The 16,830-nt window shown below is 46.9% G+C and carries 13 protein-coding genes; 2 read left to right on the forward strand and 11 right to left on the reverse strand.

What is annotated here, in order from left to right:
- Positions 1-76 precede the first annotated feature (76 nt).
- From BO18_RS15590 to BO18_RS15640, 11 genes are all read right to left on the reverse strand, one after another.
- Positions 77-1,222 carry an SLC13 family permease gene (locus BO18_RS15590; RefSeq protein WP_034447793.1) on the reverse strand — a complete coding sequence of 382 codons (1,146 nt, stop codon included), beginning with the start codon at positions 1,220-1,222 and terminating at the stop codon, positions 77-79.
- A gap of 141 nt (positions 1,223-1,363) precedes the next feature.
- Positions 1,364-2,053 (reverse strand): hypothetical protein, encoded by a 690-nt coding sequence (locus tag BO18_RS15595; protein WP_034447795.1) that lies wholly within the window; start codon positions 2,051-2,053, stop codon positions 1,364-1,366.
- A gap of 166 nt (positions 2,054-2,219) precedes the next feature.
- Positions 2,220-3,938 carry a diguanylate cyclase gene (locus BO18_RS32915; RefSeq protein ID WP_051688818.1) on the reverse strand — a complete coding sequence of 573 codons (1,719 nt, stop codon included), beginning with the start codon at positions 3,936-3,938 and terminating at the stop codon, positions 2,220-2,222.
- Positions 3,939-5,774 carry a CHASE2 domain-containing protein gene (locus tag BO18_RS15605; protein WP_051688819.1) on the reverse strand — a complete coding sequence of 612 codons (1,836 nt, stop codon included), beginning with the start codon at positions 5,772-5,774 and terminating at the stop codon, positions 3,939-3,941.
- 13 nt (positions 5,775-5,787) lie between these two features.
- The gene (locus BO18_RS15610) at positions 5,788-7,269 is read right to left on the reverse strand and encodes a FecR family protein (protein WP_034447796.1); all 1,482 of its coding nucleotides are present in this window, start codon (positions 7,267-7,269) and stop codon (positions 5,788-5,790) included.
- A 66-nt stretch (positions 7,270-7,335) separates the two neighbouring features.
- On the reverse strand, positions 7,336-9,096 hold the full coding sequence (locus BO18_RS36145) for a FecR family protein (protein ID WP_081861086.1): 1,761 nt from the start codon (positions 9,094-9,096) through the stop codon (positions 7,336-7,338).
- A 145-nt stretch (positions 9,097-9,241) separates the two neighbouring features.
- Positions 9,242-11,068, reverse strand: coding sequence for a FecR family protein (locus tag BO18_RS15620; RefSeq protein ID WP_034447801.1), 1,827 nt, complete (start codon positions 11,066-11,068; stop codon positions 9,242-9,244).
- A gap of 188 nt (positions 11,069-11,256) precedes the next feature.
- Positions 11,257-12,663 carry a hypothetical protein gene (locus BO18_RS15625; RefSeq protein WP_034447804.1) on the reverse strand — a complete coding sequence of 469 codons (1,407 nt, stop codon included), beginning with the start codon at positions 12,661-12,663 and terminating at the stop codon, positions 11,257-11,259.
- Between the two features lie 6 nt (positions 12,664-12,669).
- On the reverse strand, positions 12,670-13,176 hold the full coding sequence (locus BO18_RS15630; protein ID WP_034447806.1) for a YkgJ family cysteine cluster protein: 507 nt from the start codon (positions 13,174-13,176) through the stop codon (positions 12,670-12,672).
- Between the two features lie 83 nt (positions 13,177-13,259).
- Complete coding sequence (locus tag BO18_RS15635; protein ID WP_034447808.1) at positions 13,260-14,783, reverse strand: PcfJ domain-containing protein; 1,524 nt, start codon at positions 14,781-14,783, stop codon at positions 13,260-13,262.
- A 108-nt stretch (positions 14,784-14,891) separates the two neighbouring features.
- Positions 14,892-15,095, reverse strand: coding sequence for a hypothetical protein (locus tag BO18_RS15640; protein WP_034447810.1), 204 nt, complete (start codon positions 15,093-15,095; stop codon positions 14,892-14,894).
- A 209-nt stretch (positions 15,096-15,304) separates the two neighbouring features.
- Between BO18_RS15640 and BO18_RS15645 the strand changes: the two genes are divergently transcribed.
- Both BO18_RS15645 and BO18_RS15650 read left to right on the forward strand, forming a co-directional pair.
- A complete protein-coding gene (locus tag BO18_RS15645; RefSeq protein ID WP_034447813.1) occupies positions 15,305-16,381 on the forward strand; it encodes a hypothetical protein in 1,077 nt (358 codons plus the stop codon).
- The gene (locus BO18_RS15650; RefSeq protein ID WP_051688820.1) at positions 16,374-16,814 is read left to right on the forward strand and encodes a class I SAM-dependent methyltransferase; all 441 of its coding nucleotides are present in this window, start codon (positions 16,374-16,376) and stop codon (positions 16,812-16,814) included. The genes BO18_RS15645 and BO18_RS15650 overlap by 8 nt, the downstream gene beginning before the upstream one ends.
- Positions 16,815-16,830 lie beyond the last annotated feature (16 nt).

Here is a 16,830-nt window from a genome sequence, read left to right on the forward strand (position 1 = left end):
CACATCACTGGGTTGTAAATTTATTCTTACATTATAACAAGAAACGCATGGTATATCTTTACGCAAAAATGAACATTCAGTTATTAATGTTCAATATCAGGTACATCACAAAAAGGATTATCAGTGCAGCTATGTTTATCAGTGAGAAACAGAGAATATAATTATTCTTTTTCCCGTCATCGCCTTCCTTATGACACTTGATATATGCAGAGTGGAATCTGTATGTGATTAGACTCGCCATGCTCGCGATGAGCGTTCCCAGACCGCCTAAGTTCGTGCCTATGATAAGCGATCTGCCGTCTTCCGTAAATGCCGAGAGGAGCATGGCCGCAGGAACATTGCTTATTATCTGAGAGGACAGTATGGCGGCAGGAACGGGATACTGCGATACGAGTCCGGACAGTGCTCCGGTTATGGCATCGATGCGCCCGATATTTCCTATGAGTACGAAAAAGAAAACGAACGTCAGAAGGAGATTATAGTCGACCTTAAGGAATGCCTTCCTGTCCAGTATCAGCATAAAGACGGCGGTAATGAGGAAAGATATCCAAAATTCGATGACGCCCACGACCGTCAGGATGTTCAGTACGAAGAGAACAATATAACAAACGAGCTTCGGTACTGAGATGCGCTGTACCTCAGTTTTCTTGTCATTCGGAAGCCTGTTGTTTCCCCTTACCAGGATAAGCGTCAGCGCAGTAACGATCGCCAGCGAGAGCGCAGAATAAGGCAGCATCAGGAGGAAGAAATCTCCGAGGCTGAGTTTATATGTCTCGTAAAGATACAGATTCTGCGGATTGCCGATCGGAGTCAGCATGCTTCCGAGATTAGCCGCGACCGTCATGATGATCAGCGTGAACATCAGCTTCCTATTATCGCCGAACGGTGCAAGCACCAGGAGCGCGAAAGGAACGAGCGTTACCAATGAGACGTCATTTGTCAGGAACATACTCATGAAGAAAGCCATGAGCGACATGAGAAGGCTTATTCCCCTGTATGTCTTTATCTTAGCCAGCAATTTGTTTGTCAGGATGTCGAAAGTGCCGATGCGGCTCATTGCCGCGACTATCAGCATCAGCGCAGAGAGTATCGCGAGTATCCTGACATTTATGTACTCAAGATACTGCATATCGGGCTTTACGATAAAGCACGATATCAGAGCCAAAAGACCCGATATGTACAGGATGGCATTATTCTTTATGCTGTTTAATATCTTCTGCATTCTGTTCCTCACCTGACCAAGGGTAGATTTTACATCTTTTCGGAGAGAATGGAATATCGTGTTTTTGCCGAAAAAGACCGCCCCGGATCATTTGCTCCGGGACGGTCCTTTTTATCGTGCTATCGCTTAGCGGTTAAAACTTCAGAGAAGAGCGACTGCTTCGTCTACTGTCTGTGCCCTGTCTTCTTTTAATATCTGGATTATCGATCCGACATCAGCGGAATTGCGGTGCTTTTCGGGAACCATTGTCTCGTACTTGTGCATCTCCTGGATGTTGGACTGATAGAGATTGATCATCTTCTGGTTCTGGAGACCCTTCTGATATCTCTCGGATGCCTGTCTGTTCATGAAATCGGCATTGCTGTTGAAGTCTGCCTGCTTCCTCTTGGAAGTCTTTACACCGAAGAAGATGATAACGGCAGCTACGATAAGAGCGATTACCATTCCCAACATCGTATCACCATATAAGCTTGCTTCCGAAACATTGCGGCCTGTTGTCGAAATGGTATCGATCGCCGAATACATAATGATGAACGTGGATGCCAGGTAGATAACATAGAACGCAACCGGAGCCGCAATGAGGAACGGCCAGAAATACCTGATAAATGATCTCTTCTTAAAATCCGTCGACTCCGACATGGGGAAATCGCTCTGAGGTTTCATCATCGTCTTAAGTTCTTCACACTCGGAAAGAAGAGTCCTGTATTTCTCGAGTGTCCTGATGAGTTCATTCTTGCCGCCTATATCACTCGCATCCACCGGAGCGCCGCATCTTCCGCAAGCGGTCTCAAACCCTGCCATAATGGCACCACATTTTCTGCAAAAAGCCATAACTTACCTCCCAAAATAATCTATCCTTTTTCCTTTAGAAAAACCTGTGTATGAAACACAGGTTCTTCATAGTACAAATATACAGTAATTAATTATTTTTTACAATATTTTTTGCGCATGGTTGAGTAGATTTGTTAGGTTATGTTGACACCGGAATGTTCAACTTTTACTCGCCGGCTATGCATACCTTGTTTCTGCCGGTCTCCTTTGCATTGTAAAGTCCCTCATCTGCGGTGCTGATGTTTTCTTCTATCGTTCTGGAAGGATCGAAAAGAGTTACTCCGAAGCTCATCGTACACTTGATCATGTTGCCGTCGGCATTGATGTCGGATTCCATCAGCTTCAGCCTGATCTCCTCGGCTTTCTTTACAGCTCCCTCAAGGTCGGTGTCGCGCATGACCATTACGAACTCCTCACCGCCCCATCTGTAGACGGAATCTTTTTCGCCGCAGGAAGACTCTATGAGAGATGAAGCGAATGCGAGAACATCGTCGCCGGCGTTGTGACCGTATGTATCGTTGACTCTCTTGAACTTGTCGATGTCGCCGATAAAGACTGACATCTGCTTTCCGGAATCGGGGATGAGATAGTCCTTGAACTTTCCGCCGAAATCATAATAGAAACCCATCCTGTTCTTGAGACCGGTGAGCTTGTCGTGATGGGACTCCTCAAGGAAAGTCTCTGACTCCAATGCGATGCCGCACATGAGTGCCGCGAGCGAGAGTTTCTTAGGGTCTGCCTCATCGTCAAAACCGTTGTCGTCCTTCTTGTTAATGAGCTGAAGGGCACCGATGAAGTTGCCGTTGATGTCTGCCACGGGAAGAACCAAAACCGACTTGGTCTTATATCCCGTCTGAAGATCGATCGCACGGTTAAAGTCAGGATCTGAATATGGATCGTTTGTGATGACAGTCTTCTTAATTCTTAACGCTTTACCGACAAGTCCGGTGTCGTCGGGTATGGCGATCTTATCGACACCCGTTGCTGACATGGTCCATATCTGCCCGCTCCTCTTATCCCACTTCCAGAAGCTTGCCCTGTCAGCATTGACTATCGTCTTGCTGAGTTCTGTAAGATAAGAGAACAGAAGGTTGTGATCCTTGCTGTCATTCATGCACATATCCTTATAAAGACTGTCGGTGATATCAAATATCCCGCTCAGCATTCTTCCGTTATCTTCCATCGTAAGTCCTCCCCGTGCAAGAGGCGCGAACTCCGCGCCTGTACCGGCCATAACTTTCTCTATCCTCTTCTCATCGTCCATATGCATGAGATAGACATGAACACCCATATCAGTGTATTCCCTGACTTTCGCCGCCATGTCGCTGCAGTACAGATGGACTGGTGTCTTATATGCTGATATCTCCATATAGAGGTAAGCGCCCTTTTCGAGATATTTCTCGAAAGGAAGGATGGTATTTGTATCGCCCGTGTATATTACCTTGTTACCTTCGACATTAAGGCAGTAGCCGAAGCATTTCCCCTCAAGTTCTTCCGTGTGATGGGTAGGGATCGGACAATCGAACCATTCCTTATCAAGATCTTCCGCATTGATCAGGTCAAACCAGGAACTGTTGCAGCCTTCGATCCTTGAGAGCAGATAGAAAAGGTCTGCTTCTACTTCCTTTGAAGGTGCAACAACTGTGATGGGTGTCTTTACGGAGAACTGCAGGAGATCCACCAAAAGGCCGATCCCGCTCGAATGATCCCCGTGCGTATGAGTGACCAGAAGGTATATGTGATCGAAAAGCGCGAGATTCATGTCGTTAAGCCGTGCGAAAGTGTGCATCGGACAATCGATCAGGACCAACTCATCGTTTGCCACGAAATACGCACTGTTATGCTCATCGGCAAAAGCGGAACCTCTTCCAAAAAACTTCAGCATTTATTCTTCCTCCGGTCCTATCAGCTTCAGGATCTCAAATCCGTCAGCCTTACCTTTAAGCTTTATCGGTTTGTCGAGCGGCTCAAACTTCATACGTCCTTTAAGGGCATCCGCAACCGAACGGCTGATATATGTCGTGCCTCCGGGGGCGTTGGCTTCGAGCCTTGCGGCGGTATTGACGGTGTCACCAATCGCCGTGTAATCCATACGTCTCTCGGAACCCATGTTACCTACGACTGCAGGTCCGTAATTGATGCCGACTCCGACGTGGATCTCTTCGTTTATCTCTCTTTTGAGCTTCTCGGATAATTCGTCCGCTCCTTTTATTATATCAATAGCTGTCAATGCTGCGTGATATATCGGATCGTCGTCCGCGATGGGAGCGCCCCAGAAAGCCATGGTAGCGTCGCCTACGAACTTGTCCAGTGTGCCCTGATGTCTCTCGATGCATGAACTGGTCATGGAAAGATACTGGTTAAGGATATGCACGACCTCTTCAGGTGAAAGCCTTTCAGACATCGTGGTAAATCCTCTGATATCGACGAAGAGCACAGCTATGTCGCAGAGCTTGCCTCCGAGCTTTAAGCTGTCGGTACCTTCCTTTAAGATCTCGCCTACGATGTTGGGCGCAACGTATCTCTCGAAGGTCCTCGTTACGTTCTGTCTCGCGATGGCGGCGCGGATGTAATTGCCTGCGACACTCACGATGAAGAGCAGGAAGAATCCGAGAGGGATCCACAGAGCATGCGTGATGTAACCTACAGAATACAGGAGCATCGCGCTTCCCACTGCAAGTATCTCACCAATTATCAGTGCCGGCACCGTGAAACGGAGCTTCCTGTTATTGCAGAAAACGAAAAATGCAACACAGCAGATCCACAGTGCGCCGATCTGGAAATAATCGGGAGCATATGTCTTATATCTGCCGTCGAGGATGCACTGGATGACATTGGCCTGATACTCAACGCCGTACATCATCTTGCCCTTATCGATCGGTGTGTTGTAGGAATCCTGAAGACCTGTCGTGTAAGGTCCGATAAGAACGAGCTTCCCCGCATAATAAGATGGATCCACCTTACCGTTTATAAGCATGCTCATGTTCACGCCGTCGTAGAAATCGCCCGGCTTTCCTATAAATGGAACATAGAAATATCCGCGGGTGCTCGTTTCGGGCATCTCGACGTCGTAACCCTTAGACAGTGCATACGCCCTTGCGGCTTCGAACTGCATGGAATATACACGTTTTCCGTCAGGCTCGACATAGAGCATTGCGTGACGGACGACGCCGTCGTCATCGTACATCGTGTTGATGTGTCCCTGAGTTGTGACCCTTCTTAATTCATCGTAGGGTTCCTCATATTTCTGCACTGCGAAATCATCGATTATGACGGATGCGCTGCCGAAGATCCTTCTGGTACCGAAGGTGGCTTCCGTAGCCGTTATGACGTTGCCCAATTCCTCGGCGGCTTTAGCGAGCCTCAGATCGGATTCCTCTTTTCCTTCGATATTGCCGGCGTACATAGTATCGATCGCGACCACTGCGGGACGGCGTTCCGGATCTGATGCAAGGACTTCAAGAGCTCTTGCCATTATCGATCTGTCCCATGAATTGTAATAGCCGAACTCATCGAGATCGTTCTCGTCTATTCCGATTATGACGATATCACTGGGAACTGCCTCAGCTCTCTGAAACAGAAGATCCTCGAGCCACATCTCGGGTCCGTTCAAAAGATCGAAACGCCGCAGATCCGGCCAGAGAACGTCAAACGCGCACAGAACGGTAATGACCGTCGCTAAGATAATGGAGATTATCAGATTCTTCGTGCGCTGGTTCATAGTTCAATTCCCGTCAGCCTTCGAAATCAGTCTCATACGGGATCAATTCCGAGTAATAGATAACGCCCATTCCGTAGAAAGTTATTCTGTAACCATCATCTTCTTCAAGACCTTCCTGTTCGAGCGATATCCAGTCGTCGTTGTAATAACCGATGAATTCCTCGTTATCGATGCTTGCAATGTAGACCTTATGTCCGTTATACGTGTAGCCCCACATGCTTGTCTTCGTAAATCCTTCAGGAAGTGTCTCATATCCGGGCACAGGTGTCGGAGTCGGTGAATTAGTAGGAGTCGGCGTATTGGTATTTGTCGGCGTCGGAGTATTCGTATTCGTAACAGAAGGCGTCGGTGATACCGTCGGTTTCTTTGAAGGAGTCGGAGTAGCCGTTGAGGTACTCTTTGCAGTCGGTGTGGCAGTTACCTTTGAAGTCGGCGTTGCCGTAACCTTTGTTGTCGGTGTTGCTGTTGCCTTTACCGTAGGAGTTGCCGTAGCATTTACCGAAGGTGTGGCTGTCGCCTTTGCAGACGGTGTTGCCGTTGCAGAAGGAGAAGGCGTAGAAGTACCTGTCGCTCCCGGAGTCGGTGTCGGCGTCTCAGAAAGGGCCGGCGTTGGCGTGCCTGATACATCCGGCGTCGGTGCCGGAGTTTCCCCGGTTGTTTCCGCAGTCGTCTCATCGGTCGAAGGCGTAGGAGTATCTGTTATGTCATCTCCTCCGATCTTCAGAACGATAGCCTTATCTATGAGCTCTCTGAGTTCCGTCTTATCCCAGCCTGTAAACTCACAGACTCTGTCCAGGAGCTCTTCATTTTCGGAGAGCACCTTAAGCGGAAGTATCGGCAGATCTGAAGGCTTTATATCCTCCACTTCGAAATCGACCGTATCGTGCAGCCTGTAGGAATAAAGATAGACGGTAATGATCTGGCCGCCGACGACTTCGGCGTATTTTGTCTCGCCGGTCTCGGGATTTGTCGCCGTAACGATAACCTTGCCGTCGGTAACGATAAGTGAATCTCTTCCCTCTTTATCGTAAAAGACCATGCCCGACGTGCCTCTGATGCCGGCGGTCATGGTGGAAGTCTTTATATCGAAAGACTCGTCTTCCTTAAGATGTTCCGTAACCTCGAAAAAGAGGGCGCCCTTAGTGAGCTTGAGTTCGAGCTGTTTGCTCTTCTTGGAGAACTCCGCCCTGCTGTCAGACTGGAGAGTAATGATCTTGGTGTCGTCCAGGCCTACCGAAGCAAGACCGTCAGAACCCGTATTCAGGGCATCTCCTGACTGGAATCTGATGTTTTCCATGACGGGTTTTGTCCCGCCCTTTGAATCTTCGATATTTACCGTTCCTTCGACGCGCAAAAGACGCATTGTCGTGGCAAGATAATTGCCGCGCGCGAAAACTACACATACAACGACGGCTGCAACAACAGCCGCCGCGATTACCGAGTATATGATCTTCAGACCGAGAGGCATCTTCCTGATCTTATCGAACAAACCCATAAGTTAAGACTTCTCCTCTTAAGTGGTTATAACTTCTTAAGTAATTATATCAAATAAGAACCGGTCTTACGAAGGCGCATAGTATGTAATTCTTCTGTCGCCGTAATCAAATGTGAATGTGTGACCACCGTTTATAGAGCTTAAATAAAGCTTTACCCATTCGCCGTTAACGTAACCTCTGTAAGTGTACGTTCCGCCACCACTGTCATTCGGAGTCATATAATAGATGACATAGGCCGGATGTCCGTCGTAATACAGTACCCAGTCTGCACTCGCCTTATACTTCTCCCAGCCTTCAGGAATATCAGCATCTGTAGGGATCTTCGAATAATCAGGCTCGACAGGTGTCGGGATGGGTGAAGGTGTCGATGTGGCTGTCGGCGTGGGTGTATCCGAAACGAATACCGGAGACGGCATGCCTTCCAGGACTTCTTCAAAATAGAGTTCATCGTCACTTGTGTAATATCTGTAATATTCCGACCAGCCGTCTTCGGCAATCTCTAAAGTGAGACTGACCCATCTTCCGCTTACAAGACCTTCATAGACCGCAGTGCCGCCCGTTCCGATGGATTTACGGATGGTAACACTATGTCCTTCATACGTCACACCCTCAACGATTATGGTGTAAGCAGGCGTCGGAGTGGATGTTGACGTCGGCGTTGAAGTAGGTGTAGACGTCGGTGTGGATGTCGGCGTAGCCGAAGATGTGGCCGTAGCAGTAGGCTTCTTCGTAGGCGTTGCCGTCGGCGTCTGTGTTGCAGTCGACGTCGGAGTTGCCGTAGGTGTCTGTGTGGCAGTATTAGTCGGAGTTGCCGATACTGTAGGCATTACCGTTCCCGTAGGTGTAACTGTAGGCGTTACGCTGGGTGTTGCCGTTGCTCCCGCCTTAGGCGTGGGCGTCGGAGGAGGCGTGAGTGAAGGCGTAGGTGTCAGCGAAACTGTCGGTGTTACACTCAGTTCCGGTGTGGGGGATGGTGTATCCGTCGGTGTGTCTGCCGGAGTTTCTTCAGGTGTCGGAGTAGGTGTCTCCGTTATCTCGATGCCTTCAACATTACCAGCCAATACATCGTTTACGAATTCTTTCAGATCTTCCTTGTCCCATCCGGTGTATTCGCAGACTCTGTCCATCAGTTCTTCGTCTTCGGCAAGCCTCTCGAGCGTGAACTCGGGGAGTTCCTCAGCTTTTACTTCCTCAAGTGAGAATTCAACAGTATTTTCTGTCCTGTCGGAATAAAGATATACCTTTATCTCCTGACCGCCCTTTACTTCGGCAGTCTTCGTCTCTCCCGTAACGGGATTGGTCGCGGACACTTTTACCACACCGTCAGTTATGACCAGTGAATCTCTTCCCGTGCTGTCGTAATAGACATAACCGGATGTGCCTCTGATGCCGGCCGTCATGGTTGATGTCTTTATCTCGAAAGATTCATCGGGCTTGAGCTTCTCTGTTACGTTAAAGAAGACAGCGCCCTTTGTAAGATTGAGCTCCAATTTCTTTCCCTGTTTTGTGAACTCGACCCTGCTGTCGTTCTGGAGAGTAACGATCTTCGTATCGTCAAGGCCGACGGAAGCAAGTCCGTCAGAGCCGGTGTTCATGGCATCGCCTGACTGGAACCTGATGTTCTCGATGACAGGCTTGGTGCTGCCATCCGAAGTCTCAATGTTGACTGTTCCCTCTATGCGCAGAAGCCTCATCGTGGTCGCCAGGTAATTATTCCTGGATAACACGACTGCAACAACTACAGCTGCAATAACAGCAACTGCGGCCACGCAAATAATAATCTTTGTCTTTGTGGATAAACGCTTGATCTTGTCACTAAACATCATAAGGTTCCCCTTCTGGTTTGGCACTTCAAGCAAACCATAGTAGAATATCAAAACATTCCCGCTATTGCAATCCCGTTTTTCAGTTTCAGTTACTTATTTATAGTTTATCCCAAGCCTTCAGTTTTTTCAGCAACAGCAATAACTGCTATGCCGCATAATATGATTCCGTATAATACAGTTCATTAGAACCTACAAGGTAATAATCGATCGTAGTCATCTGAGAACCATCGGCATAATCTTGAGAATGGGTAACATCATAGATCGGGAACCAGCTCCCTTTGTAATGACCTTTTCGCAGGATCGTACCGTTATCGTTCTTGTAGCAGATGTAGACAGTCCTTCCGTCATATGTTTTACCCCAAGGATATCCTGCACTCTTTGAATATCCTGAAGGGAGATTTTCAGGACTTACATACTGGCTTGCTCCTCCGATATATGACTCATCAGAATAGTAAACCCCATAGACGTATGTATCGCCGGAAGTTACATATTGATATTCGTTTTTACTCGAGTCATAAGTCAGATCGTACCAGCAGCCGCCCGAATATCCTCTGTATTGAGCAGGACTTCTGCCGTAGCTTTCCGCAGAACTTGAATCAGTCAGTTTGGCTATGTATACATCATGACTGCTGTACGTAGCACCCCAAAGATCAGAGGGTTTGTATCCGGAAGGACATTTCGGTCCGGTCGGAGTAGGCGTAGGTGTTGATGTAGACGTCGGTGTTGGTGTCGGCGTCGAAGTAGGTGTCGATGTAGGAGTCGACGTCGGCGTAGGTGTTGAGGTCGGTGTTGACATAGCCGTAGGCCTCTTCGTAGGCGTTGCCGTAGGTGTTGATGTCGCCGTAGGCTTCTTTGTTGCCGTAGGCGAAGGTGTAGCCGTTGCCGTGGAAGTAGGCTTCTTGGTGGGCGTAGCCGTCGGCGTCTGCGTAGCAGTCGACGTGGGAGTTGCAGTTACAGACAGCGTGGGCACCACGGTTCCTGTCGGCGTAACAGTAGGTGTTCCGGTCAACGAAACAACAGGTGTGGGCGTAGCTGTTGCACCGGCACCCGCAGTCGGGGTCGGAGGCGGAGTTAACGAAGGCGACGGTGAAGGCGTCACGCTGATCTCCGGTGACGGAGTGGGGATATCCGTAGGTGTCTCCACCGGTGTTTCTTCAGGTGTCGGCGTAGGAGTCTCTGTTATCTCTACGCCTTCAACGTTACCTGCCAATACATCATTTACGAATTCCTTCAGATCTTCCTTATCCCAGCCGGTATATTCACAAACTCTGTCCATGAGTTCCTCGTCTTCGGCAAGTCTTTCGAGCGTGAACTCGGGCAGCTCTTCAGCTTCGACCTCCTCGAGCGTAAACTCGACAGTATTTTCCGTCCTGTCGGAATAAAGATATACCTTTATCTCCTGTCCGCCCTTGACTTCGGCGGTCTTCGTCTCACCCGTATCGGGATTGGTCGCAGATACCTTAACAGCACCGTCAGTTATTATCAGCGCATCCCTTCCCGTTTCATCGTAATAAACGTAGCCGGATGTGCCTCTGATGCCGGCGGTCATGGTGGATGTCTTTATCTCGAAGGATTCATCGGGCTTGAGCTTCTCCGTTACATTAAAGAATACGGCGCCCTTCGTAAGCTTGAGTTCAAGTTTCTTTCCCTGCTTGGTGAATTCGACTCTGCTGTCGTTCTGCAGAGTAACTATCTTGGTATCGTCAAGACCGACGGAAGCAAGTCCGTCCGCGCCCGTATTCATGGCATCGCCTGACTGGAATCTGATATTGTCTATGACGGGTTTTGTTCCGCCTCCCGCTGTCTCGATATTGACGGTTCCCTCAACGCGCAGAAGACGCATCGTTGTGGCCAGATAATTATTCCGTGACAGCACGATAGCCGTAACGGCAGCTGCTATGACAGCCAGCGCAACAGCACAGATGATTATGATAGTCTTTTTGGATAATCGCTTGATCTTATCTGCCATCATAATATAGATCCCCAATCTGGTTCGGCACTACAAGCGAACCATAGTAGAATATCAAACATGTGTGATTAAAGCAACTGGTTTACATAATTTCTCTGTTGTCGAAATTGTTCTTTTGCAAAACGTGTTTTTGGACAGATTTGCAAGAGCAATCAGTAAACCGGCAAAGGCAGATCCGAGATCAGAACACGCTACAGCCACTCGATCTCCTGATATCCTTCAGCGATCCTTTCCCGGTTAGCACGGTACTGATCGATGGTTACCTCTTCCCCCATCCAGTAATAGCGGTCGGGATTTGAGGTGTATTCCGGATCGATCTCATCCGTATCGTGAGGATACAGATCCTGTTTCTCTGCAATAAGGACAAGCACCTGATCACGCACTTCATAGATGAGTTCGGTAATCACATCCTGACGTCCGCCGTCACAGAAGATCAGGGGATATTCATGTTCTTCGTCACACGGGATGTAGCCTCTGACATATACGCAGTTATAATTGCCCCAGACCTGATAAGGCTTTTGATTTTCGGCATCATAGAAAACGATACGGGTCGGTCCGGATGCCTCATCAAGAAACGGGCCGTAAAGGAACAAGACCGGCATATTGCCGTCCTTAAGATCCACGACAAGGTATCTCAGTCTGTCCCCGTCAACATAGCCTTCAGCTCCGTCACCGTATATCTCCATCCAGTTATACTCGCCATCACGCAGCATCTTTATATATTCCAAACGGACATCATATTTCCGTACTCCGGGATCATTTTCATAAACTCTGCAGTATCCTGTGGTGAACACAAGTCCCGCCAGTGCTGAGACCAGGATCGTAAGAGCGCATTTGCCGAATCCTGCACGCTTCTCATTTTCGGTATTCCTGCTGAGCCAGAAGCCATAGAACAGGAAAGTTAACGCAAGCACTGCATCGGGAACAAAAGACAGGATCTTGGTCAACGGTTCTTCCATCGGATAAAAACCATCTTTAATGAATGCCGGATATAAAACCATAAGCAATGCTGTATTGACAGTAAGATATCTTGAAATAATCTTATTCATGCGCATAAACGGGATTGTCTCTGTCATCGTTATGTATACGATCAGAACCCAGGCAGCGTTGTAAAGAAGCGTGGATACCCGATATCCATCAAAACGCTGAACAAGCATCGTGAACACGATTGCCTGCAAAATGAGCAAAATTGCGCAGAAAAACCTGCACAAGAACATGAGCAGCCGGTCTTTGATGTGAAATCCAGTTATCACCGCACCTGCAATAACGACTATCATTAACCCCACGGGTATCGTCAACTGCAGGATTGCTATAAGCGTTGACCGCCAATACATAAGTGACACGGAACAAAAACCATATGGAACCATCCAAAGGAAATTAAATATCTGATGCTTTCTCTGGTCGATCAGCATCGTAAGCCCCAGGAACAGACAGAGCAAAGAAAAGCTTAAAGCGAACATCTTCACCTCTTCCGTTGCAAGGACTTTTCCTGACAGATAATCCCTGAAAAAATGGTACAGGCTGCGGACACCCGAGAAGATGAACCCCGACGACGCCAATATCAATAAACTGTTTTTGTTATTCTTATTTTTTTCCATTTCCAATTACTTCTTGTATTTGAATCCGTATTCTTTCTTAAGTTCTTCCAACATCTCAAATACGACCGGACAATAATCCGCATTTTCGACTATCCCAAATAAGCTGCCTATTCTGTCAGGCTTGTCAGTAAAGGGAAAATCTTTGCAATCCTGCGGTTTTGCATCACCAAGTATGCAGGAGCCGTCACCATTAAGGAAATCACACGGAGCATTGTTGGTAACATATCCGATGCCATTATTTCTCTGCAAGTATTTCTTTATCAGCTCTTCCTCGGAAATGCCCAAGGTAACGGCAGCTGCTCCGATATCACTTTCATGAAAATAACCGCAATACATCTTGCAGCAATTCCTGCATTTGCAGCAATCGTATCTGCCGAACAAATCTTTGTGCAATCTTGCAAACTGTCTGTCAAGAGTATCCGGATCGGCATGCATTTTCAGATAACTCCTGAAAGCATAGTTCTCTTCTTTCTTTTGTGCCGCAACAGCCAAGATATCTTTTGGATCGATCATTGCATGTTCTCCTTCTTCAGTGACTCTTTCTGCGATCACTTCAGTTACAATATAGCACTAAGGAAACTGATTCATTTTCAGTATCAATAGAATCCCGCCGGCAGCTCTTCAAAATCAGCCAACAGCTCAAATATATCTTCGGGCGCTTTATGCTCGCCGAACAGCTCGGGATATTTCTCGAACATGGATATCTGACCTTCCATGACCATGGTCTGCCTTTTTATCCGTTGCCTGACGGCTCTTCTCTTCCTGTTGAACTTCTTCGTATATTCGCGGACGGATCTCCTGTGTTCGGCATCTTTGAACTCATCGTATCCGGTGAGCTTACACGGGTCATAATCCAGACCAAAGATTTGCGAATAGAGTTCGAGGAACTCATATACCTCGACTTCCGGATAATTATTGAACCTGGCAAAAACCTGACCGACATGCCCGTTGGAAATGTCCACCGTTACATAAGATCTGTCAACGCATTCCTTCCTGCGAATGAATATGACCGTTCTGTATCCGTATGCACATTCCTCGACGAAAGTAAGAAGGCAGTTGTGCTGCGCCATCGCCTCATCAACGAAATCCTCAACACACTCCGGCACGATAACGACAAACTGCCCGAATGAATACTCAAGTTTCAGTTTTTCCTTCTGCTCCCTGAGCCTCTCGTCCAACGTCTCGGCATCGTCATCGTAGTCGAGAACACAGTCAAGCTTATAGAGCATATCGAAGACATCTTCGGGCTGAGGGATCCTCAGTTTGCAGTTTTCGCTTATCCTGGAACGGATTTTATAGAATGTCTTATATGCAAGCGCCTCATTGGGACAGCAGTCCTCGAGGAAGTTAAATATCTTCTCGTTAAAACCCTCTCTCAAGCCGTTTCCGTCAGGCGCGCAGATCTCCTCCAGATAGCGCCACTGCGCTTTAGTGATCTTCTTTTTCCCGACATGGCTCAAACAGAGTCTGTATGCATTTTTAAACTTTGTCACCGCTTCCGTTGAGGAAAGGCAGCCGACAAGGCGGTGCTCATTAATGAACCTGAGCATCTTAAGCGACAGATCATGCCCGATGATCTCCGTCGGAGATGTACCTATAAGGTTATACGAAGCGATATCATCGAGGTGATATGCGATATATCCAAGTCCGGCCTTATAGAGCGTCTCCTTCGGACCGGAGCGGTGGCTTGCATAGTAGATATGTTCCATCATGATCCCGATCTGGTTAGCTCCATAGTCACTTACATGCCAATCCGGGAAAGCATCCTTAACCTGTGAGACAAACCTTGAATTCCAGTTCGTTTCACAAGTCCTTACGATCCCGGCATATGCAAGATAATCCCGTTCTTCCTCAGCAGTCATCTGCTGACCTTCGCAAATAACGAAACGCTTATACGGTTCCGGATAATTCAAATAGTCCCACACATAAACTGTAATGTAGGTCTCTTCACACATATTGGTGCACAGATATGGAAAAACATAGATGCCTGACCTGTCAGAGATCATGGAATCCATGCAGTTGAAAGCATCGTCATCCACACCGGGGAAAGACATATAATCGGAACTGTCCGTCTCAGGACAGGAAAAGAGCATTCGGTCCAATGATAATGAGATATCCATCTTAATCTTCCTCCTCATCTCATTGTGAATAACATATAGATAACCTCTGATGCAAAAACAACTTGTGATACAAGTGGTGATAAAAGTGACGGCAGCTGTGGATAAAGATCAAAAATCCAGCGGCAGACCGGAATTAAACTCCAGTTGCTTAAATGTCACCTTGAGGTTATCGGAAAAACAAAGGAACGAACCAAACAGCGAAAGTTCCTGAACAGCACGCCAAACAGGACCCGTAAAAGGTCTGTTCTCAACAACAGATATTGAGTTGTCAGAATAGCTTACCTTACTGCAAGCCTTCTTGATCCGTGCCATATGATCCGTCCTTAAAAAGATCTGCCACAAGACCAAAAGCCACAGTTTTAGGCCTTGTAACAATGTTACGGATTAATATAGCACCGATTTTCGAAAAGAAAAGGGCAGATTTGAAAATTGTCCCAAAAACGGGATTGGCAGGATACAGTCCAGCCCCACCATTACAAATATAGAGACTATAATAAAATAAAAACAAAGTGAGTTCATAGATGAAATACTTTAGTTGGTCTAAAAAAACAAGTTTGCTTATAGCGAAACAGACGAAGATTCTGATCGAAGAAGTTACTAAGAGACCGGATATTGTCTGGCTGTCTGAAGAAACTGTACAGTATGGTATTGGACTATTTGAATCTGTATCAGATGCTCTAAATAATTGTGAATTTGGTGTGTTCTTCCCTTTTAAAGATAGTCTGTTTCAGCAATGGTTAGATTTCGAGGCCGAAGCTCTTATATCCAAAGATAAGCGAATCTGGTGTTTGCTCATCAACACAAACGGCAACAGGTCTTTATCTAATACGCCTTTTGGCCATATACAAACTCTGCAGATCAAGAAGCATGATTTTGAGCGTCTGTTTAAGGAACTCTGTAGCATATACGGCGATAACTACGATGACTATAAGATCAGGTTTGACGAATGTTGGCCTCGATTTGAAGAAGAAACAAAAAAGATAATCCTGGCGAATCATATTGATGAAGGTACTGACATCAAAGATATAGTTTCGCATTATACGCAAATATACAACGATGCAGTGAGCACAGACAGTATAACAACAATACCTTGCGGATTTGAAACACACGAACTCTATGATTATGTTTTAAAACAATGCACCAAAAGACTATGGGTCTTCGGTAGAAAGAACAAAAAACTGTTTGACATACAGCATAATAAGGAATTGATCGAACTCGGCTTAAAGATCAGTGACGGCTGTGACTTCCGTTGTCTGTTCTTCAGTCCGAAGACTACCGGGTATGAAGAATCTTTCCTGCAGAATAAGAGGCATTTTCATCGCGCTCTGGAAACAAGTATTGATGATGCTTTAGACCGTTGTTGCGATGCAAATATCAGCAGCCAGAAATGCTTCCGCTATTATTCCGGATTAAGAAACACAGCTATGATCATCATTGATAACACAGTCATGTTTGCACATGTAAGTTACAATCTCGACGGAACTCCTATGCATCTGACAAATGTTCCTTTTCATATCGTAGATGTTGATTCCATGATCGGAAAGCAATTGATCAATGAGTTCGCCACTGCTTGGAATGGGGGTGTGTTAGTTGAATAATTTGGAGATCTTTTCCAATAAGGCAGATAATTACAAGAGATATCGCCCCCCCTATTCAGATGAGGCGATCAACTTCTTATTTGATAACTCCATTCTTGATCCAACTGACACAGTAGCGGACATAGGATCCGGAACAGGTCTTTTCGCATCACAAATAATCGGCAGAGTTCAAAGCATCTATGGTGTTGAACCTAACGAGCAAATGCGAAATGCAGCGCAAAATGCTTTTATCAATGAACCCAAGTACATTCCGGTTAACGGAACTGCCGAGAACACACAACTGTCTTCTGAAAGTGTTGATGCTGTCTCTGCCGCACAGGCTTTTCATTGGTTTGATCCGATCCGTTTCAGGAACGAGTGCAAAAGGATATTAAAACCTAACGGTCCTGTAATCCTTGCAAATTCCGCTAAAACAGCATGCCGATTCCGATAGAACGGCATGCTGTTCC

The organism is Butyrivibrio sp. AE2032, from assembly GCF_000702965.1.